Raw genomic sequence first — 16,930 nt, 5'->3', positions numbered from 1 at the left:
AAGAAACGCTGTTATCTGGAATAGAATAAACGTTTGAGCCAAATTAAATGACTGTAATTCAATAAGGCAACAAACAATTTAGCCGTCCAATTCACTCTTTTTACCTATAACACCCTCACTTTTAAATAACTAGGATGTTCTTTTGAAGTATAAATCTTATGCGTTGCCTTTTTAAAAGCGCTTTCGTCAGCTTTCATGATATCCACAAAAGTCTGGGGGTTACGGTCAATTAATGGGAACCAGGTACTTTGCACCTGCACCAAAATCCGGTGGCCTTTTCTGAAGGTATGTAATACATCCTGAAGCTCAAAGTTTACCGGTGTTACTTTTCCCGGAACAAAAGCTTCAGGTTTATCAAAACCATTGCGGTACTTTCCGCGCATGGCCTCACTTCTTACCATTTGCTGGTAGCCTGCCATCTGTATATCCTTTCCTGTCCATTGGTTATTTATTGCTGTATCCGGGTAAACGTCCATCACTTTAACTACCCAGTCGGCATCAGTGCCCGAAGTAGCAACTTTAAGGTCGGCCCATATATTACCGGCCAGCGTTACATCATGGTCCAGAACATCGGTCTGATAGCTGAGCACATCTTTACGGTCTGCCAGGAAGCGCTGATCAGCAGTCATATAAGTACGTTCCATATCCATGGTTTTCCCATTGAAAAAAGGCACTGGATTGGCGGGATCAGATTCGTACTCATCAAAGCTATCTTCACTGGCTACCGGTTTTGTAAAAGACAGCTTATGGCCGGGCAGCAGATACAATTCTTTCTCCTCGGCTTCTTTTGGCGGCCATGTTTTATAGTTTTTCCATTGGTTAAGTCCGGTTTCAAAAGTATTTACCGGCGGCAGGTCGAGATCTGTACCTTTCAGGTAATGGCTAAAAAACTTAAACTCTATGTTATCACGATAGGTGGCACCAGTGGCGCTGCCAAAATCTACATCCCCAAGGTGGTCGCCTGCACCACGTGCCCAGCCGCCATGTACCCATGGGCCCATCGCAAAATAGACCGGCGTTTTCGGGTTTTTCTTTACCAGTGTTTTATAGGTATTCACTGCACCATACAAATCTTCTGCATCGTACCATCCGCCGGTTACCAGTACAGCAGTTTTAATATCATGTAAATGAGACAATACGTTACGGTCTTTCCAATGCTGATCATAATCAGGATGGTCAAGCATCTCGTTCCATAACCTGATCGTATCCTGGTAATACTTCGCATTGGTATTCTTCATCGGGCCCATTTTCATAAAAAAATCATAACCGTCATCTGTTCCCAAATCTTTATGTGCAGCACGGCGCTGTGTAGGTTTATCATCCTGACGGTTAGTAAAACCGGGGTAAAAATCAAAATTCGCAACCAGCATAAAAGCCCCGTTATGAAAAGCATCATCGCGGTAAAGATCGGCTATAGGTGCCTGTGGCGATGCGGCAACCAACGCCGGGTGACGACTTAGCAAAGCGGTAGTGGTATAAAAACCGGGATAAGAAATGCCCCATACCCCTACTTTTCCATTGTTATTGGATACGTTTGCCAGCAGCCAGTCGATGGTATCATACGTATCTGTCCCTTCGTCCACATCCTTTTTACTTTTATGTTCTTCCAGCTCCGGGGTCATCTCCTCATAGATCCCTTCACTCATCCACCTTCCGCGTACATCCTGATAAACAAAAATATAGCCGTCATGCAGAAACTGTGTTGAAGGGCCCAAAGCAGTTTTGTAAAGATCTGGTCCATAAGGGGCCACACTGTAACAGGTACGGTCCATCATAAACGGATATTTCTTCGATTGATCTTTTGGCACATAAACCGAGGTAAATAACTTTTTACCATCCCGCATAGGAATCTGATACTCAAACTTGGTATAATTAGCTTTTACATAATCAGCATCTGCACCGTTCATACCATTTTGGGCAAAACCGCTAAAAGTACACAGGCAAAGGATAAAAAAGATCAATTGTTTCATCAGGATTATATTGTATTTTTAAATATTAAGGAGATTGCAGGAAATCATAGCTGTTTTCACAAAAACACCTTACAAAGATTTCTTTTAAAATTGCAATTAAACATCAATTATCAAAAATAATAATCACTAATTATAAAATAAACGCAATATTGTTACAACAATTTATGTCATTATCACTTATTTTCGCTCCTTAAAATTATAATCGCTCATGAGAAAGAAAACCCATATACTATTATTATCCCTGTTGCTGATTTGCTGCAATACTTTTGCGCAAAGAATGGCAGATCCCTATGCTAAGGATCATTTCACCAAGAAAGACGTTTATATCACAATGAGAGATGGCACAAAGCTATTTACCTCGATCTACACCCCGAAAGACGCTTCTGCCAAAAACAAATATCCGATGCTGATGCAACGTACCTGTTATAGCATAGCACCCTATGGCGAGGACAAATATCCAGCCCGCTTAGGCCCTTCAGAAACGATGATGAAAGAAGGTTATATTTTTGTTTATCAAGACGTTCGCGGAAGATACAAAAGCGAAGGCACCTGGACCAATATGACACCTGAGCTGGATCAGCATAAAACAAAAAAAGATGTTGACGAAGGGACAGACACTTACGATACGATAGACTGGCTGGTAAAAAACGTAACCGATAACAATGGCCGTGTAGGTCAGTATGGAACTTCTTACCCTGGTTTTTATACTGCTGCCGGTATCTTATCCAATCACCCTGCATTAAAAGCTTCTTCGCCACAGGCTCCTATCTCCGATTTCTTTTTTGATGATTTTCATCATAACGGGTCATTCCTGGAGAGCTACATCTTTACTTACCCTGTATTTGGTGTTCAGAAAACAGACACTACCAGCAAAGCCTGGTATGGCGGACATGACATCAAAAAAACTTCCACTGACGGTTACCAGTTTTTATTGGATGTAGGTGCACTGCCTAATTTCAACCAGTGGTATAAAGACAACTTCTTCTGGCAGGAAACCATGAACCATCCAAACTATGATGAATTCTGGCAGAAACGTTCTTTACCAAAACATTTCGGCAAGGTAAAACCTGCTGTGATGCTGGTTGGCGGATGGTATGACGCAGAAGACCTGACCGGTCCATTGGCTATCCACAGGGCTATTGAGAAATCAGATCCCAATGCTTATAATACCATCGTGATGGGACCTTTCGGGCATGGCCGATGGGGACGCGAAACCGGACACACTTTACACAGCAATGTTTACTTTGGTGATAGCATTGCAACATTTTATCAGAAAAACATTGAGGCTAAATTCTTTAACCACTTCCTGAAAGGATCTGGTGATAAAAATTCTGGATTACCTAATGCCTACATGTATGATACCGGTAAAAAGAAATGGGAAACCTACGATAAATGGCCTGCACCTGCTGCAGTACATGAAAAACTTTATCTGGGAAATGATGGAAAGATCACCTTTAGCCAGCCTTCAGCTACCGGATCTGTTTCGTTTATCAGTGACCCGATGAAACCAGTTCCTTACACTGAAGATAATACGACTACTGAAGGTTTCACGCCGCATAACTACATGAGCGAAGATCAGCGTTTTGCAGGTCGCCGTCCGGATGTACTGGTTTTCCAGACAGACACATTAACCAGCGACATTACGCTTGGCGGTGAGTTAATGTCTCATTTAAAAGTTGCCATTACAGGTACCGATGCAGATTTTATCGTAAAACTGATTGATGTATATCCGGGTAATGAACCAAACCACCCTTACATGCCTAATAAGAACATCCTGCTGGCTAATTATCAGCAAATGGTACGTTCTGAAATTATGCCGGGCCGGTTCCGCAACAGTTTTGAGAAACCGGAAGCTTTTGTTCCCAATCAAAAGACTGATGTGAACTTCCGTTTGCAGGATGTGCTGCATACCTTTAAAAAAGGTCACCGTATCATGATACAGGTACAAAGTACTGCTTTCCCATTGTTTGCACGTAACCCCCAAAAGTTTGTGCCTAATCCTTACAAAGCAGAACAAAGCGATTATATCACTTCTACCCACACTGTTTTCAACGACAGTTTCCTGGATGTTGAAGTGCTGAAATAAACAAGGTTAACCATTAAATAAAAAAGATCCTGCAATCTGGTTTGCAGGATCTTTTTTATTTAAGCGTAAGTTTGTAAACCCCATCGGCCCTGATAGAAATGACACTTCCATCTTTCATTTGGTAATCTTCAATTACGTAGGGACTACTATCAGCCTGAACCAGCTTCAGTTCTTTTGTTTTTAAGTCGAGTATGTAATAACCATCAATATTTACTTTGGTATCGTATCCAAAGCCCTGATGAAAAGTGACTACATCGTTTTTGATATTATAAATGATTGGAAAGTCTATACTTCTCAAAGCTACAGTATCAGAGCGGTAGACTAATGTATTTCCTTTATATACGCTGTAACCGTTTAAAAAGTCATGAGCCGCGTTTTCTACTGTTGTTGCTGTAAAGATATAACCTGTGGAATGATCTATATTTACTAAACCAGAATTATCATCCAGCGTCACTGGTGTTGAAAACTGTCCGTTAGCGGGATTAACAATCATATTATCATAAAGGATATCATTAAAACTATAAAAACTGATAAACCTGAAATCGAAATTACTTAGTGGATATTCTACTTTTGAGAGATCAATGAGATTGATCAGTGAGGCAGTTTTCCTGGTATATATAGGGTTAGTAACCAGTACATGATTATCTACTATCCGCGAGGTCCTGCCATAACCAGAAGATACATAATCCACAAAAACAGACCTTTGGTTAAGCATACTGTAGCGGGCTAAAATTTCCGCATCATCTCCAGGGTCTGGCGTTGCAGGCAGGTTTTGTGTAGTCTTATCACCATAAACTAAAATATCATCATCCGAAACCGCCCTGATCAGGAGTCCGCTTAAGCTATTGCTCACATTTTCGGCAGCAAGCGTTTGTAAATTAACCCGTTTAATTTGGGAGATGTTATTGATATAGTCGGTAATAAAAAGATAATTACGCGATGGGGAAAGGTCAAATGAATTGATCCCGAGGCCCTGCGTCAATGGCAATATTTTTTGATAAGCATACTCGCTCACATACTGATGTATATATTCAGGAATACGGTATTGCTTAATTGTTTTAGATGAAGCTGCCGACTGCACCAGGAAATTATATTTTTTACCGGCCTGAAAGGCATAGGTAAAAGTAGCTGTAAACATTCCGGGAGAAGTATCAACAATCGTGGTAGCAAGCACAGTACTATCTTCTCTTAATATCACTTTTGCTAATGGCTGATCTGGGTTGGTATTTGCAAAAGCAACATTTACCTGGTTAGCTGATAAGGGAATCATTTTAAATGCGATTAAACCGGCGTCCTTTACCGTTCCTTCAGAAGCTTTAACAGGGTCGAAATCACTATCTTTTGTGCATGAAGCGAACAATAAGATAAGGGCTAGCAGGTAACGATATTTTCCCATGAGAGTTAACTGTAATCATTGAGATACTAATTTAAAAACTCCGCCATATTAATGTGTACAAAACAGGTAAAATAATCTTTACGATTAGGTTAAAATAATATGCTTGTTACAATCGGATAATCAACCCATTAAAATTATAAATTGCGCTCAGTTAAAGCATTAATACGAATCAAATATGAAACCGCATTCTACATCTCCGTTGTCCACCCAGCTAGCGGCAAGTGCCAAAAAGCTGCTGGTATTAATTTTCCTTTTCATCTGTATGCAGACTGCTGCATCTGCCCAGCAAAAACTGCGTGTAGTAGTTGCAGGCCTAAACCATGACCACATTTTCAATATTTTAAATGCCTATAAAAATGGCCAGGTTGATATCGTAGGTATCGTTGAAACCAATAAACACCTGCAGGAGAAATATGGTAAGCAGTTTCACTTGTCTGATGATCTGTTTTTTGACGATCTGAAAAAAGCAGTGCAGTCAAAAAAACCTGATGCTGTACTGGGTTATAACGCAGTAGGAGATCACTTATCCATTGTTGAAGTTTGTGCTCCCCTGGGCGTACCTGTGATGGTAGAAAAACCATTGGCAGCAACCCTGGATCAGGCAAAACAAATTGAAGCCTTGTCCATGAAGTATCATGTTAAAGTATTAGTCAACTTTGAAACTACCTGGTATGCTTCTTATCATGATGTCTATAACACGGTTGGCAAAGATAGTATCGGGCAAATCAGAAAAATGATAGTGCACGATGGGCATCAGGGACCAAAAGAAATTAACTGCAGTCCTGAATTTTTAAGCTGGCTGACAGATCCCATTAAAAACGGAGCCGGTGCCATGAATGATTTCGGCTGTTACGGAGCTGATCTAATGACCTGGTTTATGAAAGGACAGCGCCCAATTGCAGTAACAGCTATTGCCAGACATTATAAACCTGAGGTTTACCCTAAAGTTGAAGATGATGCCACGATCATGGTAGAATACCCTGGTGCAACCGGTTTGATCGAAGCTTCGTGGAGCTGGCCTTTTTCTATCAAAGACCTGGAAGTATTTGGAGAAACCGGCTACCTGCATGCACTGGATGCAAACAGTATAACCAGCCGGATGCGTGAAAATAGAAAAGGCAGTAAAACAGCAGAACCGCTGGCAGCTTCCATCAGTGATCCTATTTCCTATTTGACAGCAGTGCTGAACAATAAGCTTTCAGGTACCAGCGACCTGTCTTCATTATCCTATAACATGATCGTCATGGAAATACTGGATGCAGCGAAACGATCGGTAAACACCGGCAAAAGAATAGTTTTAGAAAACAAAAAATAGCCTTATTTTACAGCTCTTAACCCAGCTTAAAATAATCCTATGAATGAATATGCGTTAATAACAGGTGCGAGCAGGGGTATAGGAAAGTCTATGGCCCTGCTCCTTGCAAAAGCTGGTTATCACTTATTACTGGTATCCCGCTCGGAAAACGAGCTTCAGGAGCTTGCTGAACTCATTCGTAAGCAGTATCAGGTTAAGGTTAGTTATTTAGCTGCCGACCTTTCTGCCAGTAATACCACTCAACAGGTTGCAGAATGGTGTAATAAAGAGACCTCAACTCTATCTGTTTTGATTAACAATGCTGGTTATGGCATATGGGGTAATTTTGATCAGCTCCAACTCAGCGATCAGCTAGACATGCTGCAGTTAAATATAAATGCCGTATTAGCACTTACCCACCACTTGCTGCCGTTTTTAAAACAGCAAAAACACGCTTATATATTAAATATATCAAGTACAGCTGCTTACCAGGCGGTACCTACCCTGGCTTTATATTCCGCAAGCAAATCATTTATACTCCAATATAGCCGGGCGCTGCGCTACGAATTAAAAGGCTCGTCTGTTTCTGTGAGCTGCCTTTGCCCTGGCCCTACAGCCACAGGTTTTGCCAGCCGTGCAGGTATGCAGGCACTGGATCATCTTGCAGAAAAATTCAACATGACGCCAGAGATAGTGGCTAAAGCCGGATTAAAAGGAATGTTCAATAAAAAAGCTGAAATCATCCCTGGTTTGATGAACCTGCTGTCTGTGTACGGCGTTCGGTTCATTCCCAAATCGCTTACTGAGCGAATTGCTGCCAACCTCTACAAGTTTTAAATTTTATTGAAAATAAATTTGTAGCACAAAATATTTTACTACATTTGTAATGTCTACTGAATTAGTAGACATTACTGATATGGCAACCCTACAAAACATCCACATCTCGCTGACTATGCGAATGCCCCTTTCCCAAAGGGCAATGGATTGCTGTTGCTGTTAATCTCTGATCAATATTATTGATTAATCCACGCTCCCGCTCTGCCACAGGCAGCAGCAGGTAATTTCTCTTATTTCTTCAATTTAAAACTTATTGTTATGGAAAACTTATCTGTAAAATTCACCCTAGGTGATAAAATCACTGCCGAACAACTTGATTTTTTTAATCAGCATGGATTTATTCACTTCAAGAACTTCATAAAACCAGAAACTGTAGCAGCTATCACCCAGGCTTCTTTAAAAGTACAGGAAGACTGGATCAGCAACCAAAAGGTAAAGGTGAATGGGATCCCCATCAAATATGGTAAAGACCTGGATGGTTCGCCTATTGTACAGCGGTTTGCCTTTATTAATAAACACCATCCTGTATTTACGGAACTTGCCCGTGATCCAAGGCTTGATATACTGCTGGAATTAATTGGCCCCGGTGCACGTTTAGGCACAGAAGAAAAAGATGGGATGGTACTCAACCATTATGTAAATGGCGAACATAGCCAGTTTACTCAAATGGGCTGGCATACCGACGGCCTTCGGGATATCTTTCATGGCCAAAGATTAAATCCTATGCTCAATATAGGCATTCACTTAAGCAGCCTGAAGCCCGAAAACGGAGGGTTAAGAATTCTGCCCGGAACCCACAAACAGAGTTTGTACCAGATGTTATTCCGCAAAAAGTACTTTTTAGATAACCATGCTGATGCCCATGAATTGGCTATTGTACCTCAGGCAGGAGACCTCACGATACATGACGGCCGTTTATGGCACCGCGTTGCACAATCTTCAGTAATAGGTGAAGAAAGCCGTCGGAGAGTGATCTACCTCCCTATCATTGCCGGTAAATATGAACCTAAAAACGAGAATAGCCCTACCGCATTCTATCAGCGTTTTGCAAAATTAGTTAAATAACAATTATGATTATCGCTTTCGTTATTACCTGGCTGATCAGATCAGGCAGGTTAAATTCACTGCATAAAAGATTATACCAGCTTAAACAATACCGATGGAAACAGCTGTTCATCAGCTAACAGCTTAAAGGTGATCACAATTAGTGATTACCTGCAGCCATTGAAGCAGGTAAAGCATTGGCCGGTACCTACACGATTAAGGACATTATAGGGTATGAAGACGTAGCGCCCGGCAGAAAAGTAGATCCGGGACCGGCATTTCCGATGGATAGTTTTCGCACCGCAATTCTGGGAACTCATTAAATATTGTTACCTTTCTCCTATGTGCGCCCGATACACACTCACTAAAAAAGAAAAAGAACTGCTCGAAGCCTATCAGGTCAAGCTGCCTAAGGTATTCCATCCGAATTATAATTTAGCCCCTACACAGGCTGGGTTGGTGATCACGGCAGATGAACCGGATATTGCCCAGGAAATGCATTTCGGACTGGTACCGCACTGGGCAGAGAGCACCAAGCTTGATTTTTCTACGCTGAATGCCAGAAGCGAAGGTGCGGCCGATACCAAAACATATGCCCCTTTGCTTAGCCATCATAAAACCTGTCTGGTGCTGGCCGATGGTTTTTATGAATGGGACAAAAAAAGCGGCAAACCACTTCCCTACCGGTTTATCCTGACAGACAGGGAAATATTTGCTTTTGCGGGTTTATGGAGCCAGTGGAAGGACAAATTTTCGGGCGAAACCTACCGCTCGTTTACCATCATGACCACCAAAGCAAATGAAACCGTAGGTAAAGTTCATGATCCCAAATTCAGGATGCCAGTTATCCTGGACAAACAGGAAGAAGCGCTATGGTTAAGTAAAGACATTACTGTACAGGACCTGCTCAGTTTATGTGATACATATCCTGATGAGCAAATGCAAAGCTTCAGGGTATCCACCGCAGTTAACGCTACGGTAGTTAATAAAGTGCATAACAATAAACCGGAGCTGATGCTGCCTGTAGCGCACCTAAATCCGCTGATGTTCTAATCGCCCTATCCAGAAAACGAAATTATTTCTTCGTGTTTCCAAATACAAACATGACAAAAAAACAAATCCCAATTATCAGTATCAGTGACATAATAGCTAGACGATATAATAGATCTACAATTAACCCAAAACTCCTAACAACAAGATATTTTCAATTAGACGCTCTAATTTAAGAAAATTTTGATAAATAAAACAATTTAATAAGGCATTCAACACTTATTAATGTATTTTGTTTCCAATAAGAATTAAGAATTAATGATCGATACGATCGCAGCGCGCTTTAATGCAATTAGCAGATAGCCTCTATAGCCTGCTTAGCGATACCAAATACCGTGTCAAAATAAGCACGGTTTTTAGTTGTCCTGCCTAAAAGGATAGCTCCCTCAACCAAAGCAATAAACATCAGTGCTGTTTTCTCGGTATCAGTATCCGCTTTAAATTCTTTAGCTTCAATGCCCGCGTTAATCAGTTCTGTTAAGTCATTTTTCCAGCTTAACAAACCATCAGCAGCCCGTTGCCTTAAAACTTCATGCGTATCATCAGCTTCTACACCAGTGTTCTGCATAGGGCAGCCGCCGTAGTTTTGTAAAGTGGAATAAGTGGTCAGGTACGATAATATCTTCGCTTTATAACCCGAACTTTTTGCAACTCCTTCCTTTACGATTTGACGTACCCGGTTTAAATTGTAATCAAATGCAGCTAAAGCAACCTGTTCTTTATTTTCAAAATTGCCGTAAATACTGCCTTTGGTCAGTTTGGTAGCTTTTTCCAAATCTGCAATAGATGTACCCGCATAACCCTTTTTATTAAAGATTTCTGCTGTAGTTTCTATAATAAAACTACGTGTTGATTCTGACCTTGGGACAAATTCCATAAACAAATATACCAATTGTTATATATTCTAAAGAATTAAGGGTTAAGGCTGTTGTAACTTTTATGTCAATAAAAAAGCGGCGCTTATAAATTGAAAGACTATCCTATAGAAAGTTATGGGTTTTCATACAGGATAGTCTTGAATTTGGAAAGGTCATTTGTTGACGCGAAAATCAGGTAACGAAACCGGTATTTATACCTCGCATTCAGGGGGACGGCTTTGTATAAGTCCGTGAAAGTCCGTGTAGGTACGGTGTAAGTTCGTCTATTTGACTAGTTAAATAGACGAACTTACTATTCAGGCAAACGGACTTTCCCCGGAGTAGATCAAAGCAAGCTCCGGTTCGTCACCGGGTCGTGACCGATGATATGGTATCAAATACCGCCAGGGGTTCCAGATCAAAAGATCCGATTAAAAATCTGTATCCAGTTTTTTATACATCTCGGTCCTTACCAGATTGAAGGTGGTTAACATCTTTTCATTTAATGTTTTCAATACCCGCATTCTTTGTCTTTTCATATTTTGCCTTTGGTTGGCTAAGGTAGAAATCGGCAAACTGCCCGACTTAAAATCTGCGTAAGACTTATACTTTGAAAGCTGTCCATAAGAATAATCAGGAATCTCCATTTTAATTTTATACTTTCCTTCTTTAACAATAATGGAAAGCATCGCGTTAAAGTAATACGTATCCTTGGCAGGATTTGACGACAATATGTTCAATGCTGTCATATCTGAAATATCATAAAAATTGTTCACACTTACTATTCCCGATTCCGGATCATAATTAGAGCTTCCCAGTTTATTGCCGGTAAAGGTTTTTTGTACTGCCAGTTTAGCCCTGGAATATAATTCCTGTTTCGTCACTCCGGGCAATTCAATGACTACATCTTCGTAAACTATCCCGCCGCTAACCGGCAAATAATCTTCTAAGGCAACTGTATCTGCCACTTTGGATCCGTTGTTACGAACTGTCCAGGAAATAGCATCCTGCGCGTTAACAGCAAGACTGGAAAAGAAAAGAAACAGTAGAATTACTCCTTGTTTTTGTAATAGAGCGCGTTTGTTCATCGTTGTTTTTGTTAATTAAAAAATTACTAAATTCAGAATGGGCAATAATAATTTATATAACGCAATTTAAGTGTTTCGATTCAATTGGTATAATTTTTCAATAAAATAATTGTTATAGAACAGCAACAACGATTTAGTATATCTCAAACATCAATCATTAGGAACATTAAATGAATCATACCATTTTTTAAAAGCCCTGGAATTATTGCGGCTTACCTTGATATCAAAATCAGCAACAACATCTGGTTTCAGTTTTATGATATATTGTTTTTTTACCAGCTGTATAGATTCAATCACTTCAATAGAGATCAGATCAGACCGGTTAATTTGAAAAAATCTCGACAAATCAAACTTCTTCCTGAGCCAGGGGAACGTATGGCTAACATTTGAAAACAAATATTCGTTAAATACTTTAATTTAGTAACCCTAAGCCCATCCTATGAAAATCGTTTTTATCCTGCTCATCAATGTTTTTTTGCTGCCAATTTTGGACGCAAAAGCCCAGTCTGGTCAGAAAGACCTATTGCATCTGCAATATGCACCTGAAAAACAAAACACATTAGATCTTTTTCTTCCGGATAGCTATTCAGAAACTACTCCTGTAATTGTGCTTCTACATGGAGGCGCCTGGATGATGGGCGGCAATGAGTATACCAACAAGACCGCAAAAGACCTGCGCAAACGCGGTTTTATAGTGGCCAATGTAGATTATCGCTATGTGAGCACAACAGTGCATGGCAGCGATCTGCTGATGGATATTGATAAAGCCTTTACGTTTATACAGCAAAAATCCAAAGAATACCATTTTAAACATAATGGTTACCATATGGCGGGTATCAGTGCTGGTGCGCACCTGGCTTTATTGTATGGATACACCAGCCACAAAAATATTAAATCGATAACGGCATTGTGCCCCCCCACACGTCTTGATGATGAGGAAACGTTAACGGCACTTCAAAAAAGTTCCTTGATAAAAAATGTAGAGCTTCTGGCTAATGCAAGCTACACACCAGGTGATAAAATCAGCGCCAGCTTTACCGCTGTAAGTCCTTATGCTCATGTAAAGGCAATACCAACCTTACTGTTTCATGGCGATAAAGATACTGTTGTGCCTGATAGCCAGTCCAAATTCCTATACCAGCTGCTAACGCAGAAAAAAATTGCTGCGAAATTTGTCCCCATGGAGGGTAAAGGTCACGATTGCGGCATGAACCAACCAGATAGTGAAAAGAAGGTTTTGGATGAAATTGTAAAATGGATAATTGAATTCAACTAATTCATTTCTTAAACTACTTTAACTATTTTCCAGCTTAATAATCGTTGTTTTGTTAACACTAATGTGTGGTATGGTGCCATTCATTATCAGCTAATAATTATGCAAACAATAGAAGAATCAATAGAGCAATATGGAAAAGCCAGGAACATTCAGGGATTGGAAAATATAAAAGCTGCTGGACGCAGGAAAGTACTTATGTTGATTCGCAAAACGGCCCAGTAAAGGGATTAGATGGTCTGGCTGGGTTGATCAACGGTTTCCACGAACAGATGCCCGGACAGCAAATACAACAGCGTTCCAAAGTTGATGCTCACCATAACGGTGGACGTTTCAGCTGGGAAAATATTCAGGATAACGGTGAGAAAATAGAAGGCATGGATTATTTCGAATATAACGACCAAAATAAAATCACTCGTATTATCGGTTTTTTCGGACCTTTCATTGATCTGTAAAACCTCCGAAAGTGGCACCCAGATAGATTGAAGCTTAATTTAACTATCCCAGGTATCAATTCTATGTGGCGAAAATCAGATCTTTCATCTTCTAACAAGGAAATTAACAATATAAGCTGCACATAGCAATCCTAAAAGATACTGGAAAATAATATAGATATATATTCTAATTTTCTTTACTGTAAATTCTTGCATGTCCAATCTAAGTCCCCAAAATATGAATGACGTATAGATGAACGCAACCTTTACATGTTTTAGTTTGTGTAAGTTCTTAATTTTACGCTGACGCTCATTAACGATTTCTTCCAGCATGATACCTCCATCATCCCTCAGGCCTCCAAGATATTTCTTCAACGAACTTGGATAATATGTAGACAATAATTCCGTCATCCAATAACAGTTTATTAAGGTAAAGAGTAAAAATAGCCACAGGGATATCTTTATAGGTTGACTCTTCTTATATCCTTTATCCCACCAGAAAGTACTTGCAACATTATAAAAATGGCTATGCTCTTTACTATCAATTATTTCCTTATAAATCTGATTATACCATTCATACTTTGCACTTAAACCCTGTGCATTTAGGTGCCTAAGTAGTTTTTCATAAATCCATCGAATCCTGGCTTCATCCTGTAAAGAATCAATATGAAAATTTAGTCTGTCATAAGGCAATCTAAATTTATCCAGATCGACATTACTAAACCTAATAGTTCGCTCCAGTTCGAAAGTCCCCTTTGGATTTCTTGATTTTAGATCACGTAATGTTGTAAGATCTATGATTCCTGAATACGTTAGGTCCAAATAATTGAATATCATGTAGCCCGGCAATGAGGCACAATAAAAATTTGAACTGTCTAACCTGATTTTATTTAAATTAAACTCGTCAATAACCCTAGATCCATTAAGATTCAGATACCTAATGATGCTGTTATTCAAATAAATTCTGTTAACAACTGAATATGGCAAATTGACCTCTTTAACATCAGAGTTAGCGATTTGAATAGAGTGAATTAAAGATTCTGATGTGGCTCCAATATGTTGTTTAACAATAGATAAGCTAGTTTTAAAATTTCCGACAATTTTCAGCGTATCTACATGTTGTATTAAAATTTTAATCTTTTTTAAAGAACAATATTTATTGACGCTGATGGATACATTCTTATTGCAGTTCACAGCTAGAATTAAACTGTCTCCTCTATTGCTGCTATTGTAAGATAGCTCTTCTCCCGTGAATTCATCAATTTCGCTCACTTTATTAAATAAAAGAAATACATTTCTATTGGTATTCTCTATCTTTTTTAAATTTGTAGTATTACCTATAATAGGAATCTGAGCCTTTGTAAGGCAGGTTAAAAGTAAGAGATATAAGATAATCAATACCTTTTTAAGATCAGGAAAGAGCATTTTTAAATGTAAAAACAAAGCATATATATTGCAAGTTTAAACGCATTATTGCTAATACATCATTTTTTTTAACATCTATTTAATTTAAAACAAAGAAGAATATCGTGATTTAACACATTAATGAAATGTAATTTTAAGATCCAAAATATATTATTAATGCCCTTCTTTTGAATTGCTGGATATTATAAACTCACAAAAACTTGATATACTTCGAATGGTGAAAGCTCTCTATAAATACATTGTAACCAACTGCTCCCACTCCTCGCCTAGCGTAAGATCTGGACGGGATTGCTTTGCCTTGCGGTACCAGTAGTCGGCATTCCAGATATCTCCTTCTTTGCGGTGCAGGTAAGCATGGATATGTGCCGACAACTGATCACTCAAATGATCTACCAGGTGATGTGCTTTATCCCAATCTCCTTTACCGTCATACCAAAGGGCTTTTAATTGCACAGATAAACCGTCACCAGGGATTTCGTTTTTTAAAGAGTCTTTAAATTCTTTTAAACTTTTCATGTAGGTTTTCAATTTTATTGGTAAATAAAGGAAATGTATTCCATAAATTTTATTGTCAAAATCAGTAATTGATTATCAGGCAAAGGTCAATAGTTAAACGGGGTCAAAGGTATACTGATATGGCTTAACCTCTTAAAAGAATACCTAAAGCTCCAGTAAACTTTGATTCGTAATTTCCGTTATAAATTCCGTTTTAGCAATCCTATATTCTACTCTTTGATGCTTGTATTTAATGGCCAGGGATTTTTTAAGTTCTTCATAAGCCTGAGCTACTTCAGGATGTGCGATTAAATAATTCCTGAAGTGGATTCTGTTCCACAAGCTATGGTTTCTGGGAGCAGCATGTATATGATAGGTTTGTTGCTTAGGTTCTTCAGGATCATATCCTTTAATAAACACCATATGGGGAGTTGTACCTTCATTTTGCCAGTTGAACTCATACCCTATTTTTTTCATCTGTTCGATAATCTCATCGTTTGAAGTGTCATTGAACTCTACAGCCATTAATATGTCTATCGTATTTTTAGCAGCGAGTCCAGGTACAGATGTACTGCCAAAATGTTCAATTTTGGAAAACAATGCGGAGTTTATATTCATTTCAATAACCTGCTTCTCCTGTTCGTAGAGTTTAGGCCAATTAGGCTCGTATTGACTCATTTCGATAGGAAAGAGATGCCCAATTTCTTCTTTTGTTAAATCGCTGAGTGTTTTCTTTTTCATATTGGAATGAGTTTTAAAATGTTCGTCTATTGAAACATAGAGTACTGAATACCCTTTTATAAGCGACAGACTAGATAGTCTCGGAATCTTCTTTTAGGGCATTTAAAAATGAGTTTACATCACCCGTAAGATAGCGGGCGTATTTGGTGATTTTTTCCTGCGGCCAATCCCACCACGAAGTTTCCAAGAGCCTTGCAATGGTTATGTCATCAAATCGTTTACGTATCAGCTGGGCAGGATTTCCTCCGACGATTGTATAAGGCGGGACGTCCCGGCTAACTACAGCAAGGGAACCGATGATAGCTCCATCACCAATAGTAACACCAGGTAATATGGTAGCGCGGTAACCTATCCACACATCATTGCCAATAATTGTATCACCTTTGGTAGGATACGACTTTCCCTCCATCGCATTGCTCCAATCATCACCAAAAATGGCGAATGGGTATGCACTTACTGCCTTCGAGAGATGATTAGCTCCATTCATGATGAACTCAACACCAGATGCAATCATGCAGAATTTTCCAATCTTAAGATGATCCTGACTAAAATCAAAAAGATAACGAACGTTTTTTTGAAAGTTCTCTACTGTATCAAAGTCATCGTAATAGGTATAATCACCAATTGTTATTTGAGGATGGTTGATGACGTTTTTTAAGAAACATAACCGATCATAACCAGCCAAAGGGAAAACAGTTGAAGAATTTATTGGAGTCATAAAAAGGGATTAAAACTTACAATTATACTTTTTTTTTATATTGATCAGCTCTATTGAGAAGCACGAGTGATCCTGCCCCCTACAGGCGAGAATGACAAATCTTCGTTTATTGAGATTTTGCTTTACTACTTTTCAGTTTTCTCAAAAACAGCGGGCAATTTTCCCTCTGGAATTGGAGCTGGCAAATTATATTGATAATTTAGCCCAGTCTTGGAGGGCAAT

Annotated in this window: 16 protein-coding genes; 7 read left to right on the top strand and 9 right to left on the bottom strand. The window is 39.3% G+C overall.

The genetic code is table 11. The annotated features are described in order from the left end of the window. Positions 1-104: 104 nt before the first annotated feature. Positions 105-1,970, bottom strand: coding sequence for a CocE/NonD family hydrolase (locus GSQ84_RS23450; RefSeq protein WP_158799815.1), 1,866 nt, complete (start codon positions 1,968-1,970; stop codon positions 105-107). A gap of 208 nt (positions 1,971-2,178) precedes the next feature. Between GSQ84_RS23450 and GSQ84_RS23445 the strand changes: the two genes are divergently transcribed. Further along, positions 2,179-4,056, top strand: coding sequence for a CocE/NonD family hydrolase (locus GSQ84_RS23445; protein ID WP_158799814.1), 1,878 nt, complete (start codon positions 2,179-2,181; stop codon positions 4,054-4,056). 55 nt (positions 4,057-4,111) lie between these two features. Here the strand turns inward: GSQ84_RS23445 and GSQ84_RS23440 are convergent, their stop codons facing one another. Next, positions 4,112-5,452, bottom strand: coding sequence for a hypothetical protein (locus GSQ84_RS23440; RefSeq protein ID WP_158799813.1), 1,341 nt, complete (start codon positions 5,450-5,452; stop codon positions 4,112-4,114). A 175-nt stretch (positions 5,453-5,627) separates the two neighbouring features. Between GSQ84_RS23440 and GSQ84_RS23435 the strand changes: the two genes are divergently transcribed. The 4 genes from GSQ84_RS23435 (at position 5,628) to GSQ84_RS23420 (ending at position 9,680) form a co-directional block, all read left to right on the top strand. After that, the gene (locus tag GSQ84_RS23435) at positions 5,628-6,767 is read left to right on the top strand and encodes a Gfo/Idh/MocA family protein (protein ID WP_216849021.1); all 1,140 of its coding nucleotides are present in this window, start codon (positions 5,628-5,630) and stop codon (positions 6,765-6,767) included. Positions 6,768-6,806: 39 nt separating this feature from the next. Then, positions 6,807-7,583, top strand: a complete 777-nt coding sequence (locus GSQ84_RS23430; RefSeq protein WP_158799812.1) for an SDR family oxidoreductase — start codon at positions 6,807-6,809, stop codon at positions 7,581-7,583. A gap of 258 nt (positions 7,584-7,841) precedes the next feature. Continuing rightward, on the top strand, positions 7,842-8,648 hold the full coding sequence (locus GSQ84_RS23425) for a phytanoyl-CoA dioxygenase family protein (RefSeq protein ID WP_158799811.1): 807 nt from the start codon (positions 7,842-7,844) through the stop codon (positions 8,646-8,648). Positions 8,649-8,969: 321 nt separating this feature from the next. Then, positions 8,970-9,680: an SOS response-associated peptidase gene (locus GSQ84_RS23420; RefSeq protein WP_158799810.1), complete on the top strand. Its 711-nt coding sequence runs from the start codon at positions 8,970-8,972 to the stop codon at positions 9,678-9,680. A gap of 289 nt (positions 9,681-9,969) precedes the next feature. Here GSQ84_RS23420 and GSQ84_RS23415 read toward each other — a convergent pair whose 3' ends face one another. The 3 genes from GSQ84_RS23415 to GSQ84_RS23405 form a co-directional block, all read right to left on the bottom strand. After that, complete coding sequence (locus tag GSQ84_RS23415; RefSeq protein ID WP_158799809.1) at positions 9,970-10,554, bottom strand: TetR/AcrR family transcriptional regulator; 585 nt, start codon at positions 10,552-10,554, stop codon at positions 9,970-9,972. Positions 10,555-10,965: 411 nt separating this feature from the next. Further along, positions 10,966-11,622 carry a DUF4468 domain-containing protein gene (locus GSQ84_RS23410; RefSeq protein ID WP_158799808.1) on the bottom strand — a complete coding sequence of 219 codons (657 nt, stop codon included), beginning with the start codon at positions 11,620-11,622 and terminating at the stop codon, positions 10,966-10,968. Positions 11,623-11,772: 150 nt separating this feature from the next. Next, positions 11,773-12,018 (bottom strand): LytTR family transcriptional regulator DNA-binding domain-containing protein, encoded by a 246-nt coding sequence (locus tag GSQ84_RS23405; RefSeq protein ID WP_158799807.1) that lies wholly within the window; start codon positions 12,016-12,018, stop codon positions 11,773-11,775. 43 nt (positions 12,019-12,061) lie between these two features. Here GSQ84_RS23405 and GSQ84_RS23400 point away from each other — a divergent pair, with 43 nt between their 5' ends. Then, complete coding sequence (locus GSQ84_RS23400; protein ID WP_158799806.1) at positions 12,062-12,898, top strand: alpha/beta hydrolase; 837 nt, start codon at positions 12,062-12,064, stop codon at positions 12,896-12,898. Between the two features lie 65 nt (positions 12,899-12,963). Continuing rightward, a complete protein-coding gene (locus GSQ84_RS23395) occupies positions 12,964-13,350 on the top strand; it encodes an isomerase (RefSeq protein WP_158799805.1) in 387 nt (128 codons plus the stop codon). A gap of 84 nt (positions 13,351-13,434) precedes the next feature. Here the strand turns inward: GSQ84_RS23395 and GSQ84_RS23390 are convergent, their stop codons facing one another. From GSQ84_RS23390 to GSQ84_RS28285, 4 genes are all read right to left on the bottom strand, one after another. Continuing rightward, the gene (locus GSQ84_RS23390; protein WP_158799804.1) at positions 13,435-14,754 is read right to left on the bottom strand and encodes a hypothetical protein; all 1,320 of its coding nucleotides are present in this window, start codon (positions 14,752-14,754) and stop codon (positions 13,435-13,437) included. A gap of 228 nt (positions 14,755-14,982) precedes the next feature. Then, positions 14,983-15,270: a hypothetical protein gene (locus tag GSQ84_RS23385; RefSeq protein ID WP_158799803.1), complete on the bottom strand. Its 288-nt coding sequence runs from the start codon at positions 15,268-15,270 to the stop codon at positions 14,983-14,985. 144 nt (positions 15,271-15,414) lie between these two features. Next, on the bottom strand, positions 15,415-15,990 hold the full coding sequence (locus GSQ84_RS23380) for a GrpB family protein (RefSeq protein ID WP_158799802.1): 576 nt from the start codon (positions 15,988-15,990) through the stop codon (positions 15,415-15,417). A 70-nt stretch (positions 15,991-16,060) separates the two neighbouring features. Then, a complete protein-coding gene (locus GSQ84_RS28285; protein ID WP_158799801.1) occupies positions 16,061-16,708 on the bottom strand; it encodes a CatB-related O-acetyltransferase in 648 nt (215 codons plus the stop codon). Positions 16,709-16,930 lie beyond the last annotated feature (222 nt).

The organism is Pedobacter sp. L105, from assembly GCF_009765875.1.
Taxonomy (GTDB): domain Bacteria; phylum Bacteroidota; class Bacteroidia; order Sphingobacteriales; family Sphingobacteriaceae; genus Pedobacter.
This window is presented reverse-complemented; position numbering and strand designations above follow the sequence as displayed.

Coding starts and splice junctions, on each gene's coding strand:
- GSQ84_RS23450 (WP_158799815.1), bottom strand. CDS start 1,970: ATGAAACAATTGATCTTTTTTATCCTTTGCCTGTGTACTTTTAGCGGT.
- GSQ84_RS23445 (WP_158799814.1), top strand. CDS start 2,179: ATGAGAAAGAAAACCCATATACTATTATTATCCCTGTTGCTGATTTGC.
- GSQ84_RS23440 (WP_158799813.1), bottom strand. CDS start 5,452: ATGGGAAAATATCGTTACCTGCTAGCCCTTATCTTATTGTTCGCTTCA.
- GSQ84_RS23435 (WP_216849021.1), top strand. CDS start 5,628: ATGAAACCGCATTCTACATCTCCGTTGTCCACCCAGCTAGCGGCAAGT.
- GSQ84_RS23430 (WP_158799812.1), top strand. CDS start 6,807: ATGAATGAATATGCGTTAATAACAGGTGCGAGCAGGGGTATAGGAAAG.
- GSQ84_RS23425 (WP_158799811.1), top strand. CDS start 7,842: ATGGAAAACTTATCTGTAAAATTCACCCTAGGTGATAAAATCACTGCC.
- GSQ84_RS23420 (WP_158799810.1), top strand. CDS start 8,970: ATGTGCGCCCGATACACACTCACTAAAAAAGAAAAAGAACTGCTCGAA.
- GSQ84_RS23415 (WP_158799809.1), bottom strand. CDS start 10,554: ATGGAATTTGTCCCAAGGTCAGAATCAACACGTAGTTTTATTATAGAA.
- GSQ84_RS23410 (WP_158799808.1), bottom strand. CDS start 11,622: ATGAACAAACGCGCTCTATTACAAAAACAAGGAGTAATTCTACTGTTT.
- GSQ84_RS23400 (WP_158799806.1), top strand. CDS start 12,062: ATGAAAATCGTTTTTATCCTGCTCATCAATGTTTTTTTGCTGCCAATT.
- GSQ84_RS23390 (WP_158799804.1), bottom strand. CDS start 14,754: ATGCTCTTTCCTGATCTTAAAAAGGTATTGATTATCTTATATCTCTTA.
- GSQ84_RS23385 (WP_158799803.1), bottom strand. CDS start 15,270: ATGAAAAGTTTAAAAGAATTTAAAGACTCTTTAAAAAACGAAATCCCT.
- GSQ84_RS23380 (WP_158799802.1), bottom strand. CDS start 15,990: ATGAAAAAGAAAACACTCAGCGATTTAACAAAAGAAGAAATTGGGCAT.
- GSQ84_RS28285 (WP_158799801.1), bottom strand. CDS start 16,708: ATGACTCCAATAAATTCTTCAACTGTTTTCCCTTTGGCTGGTTATGAT.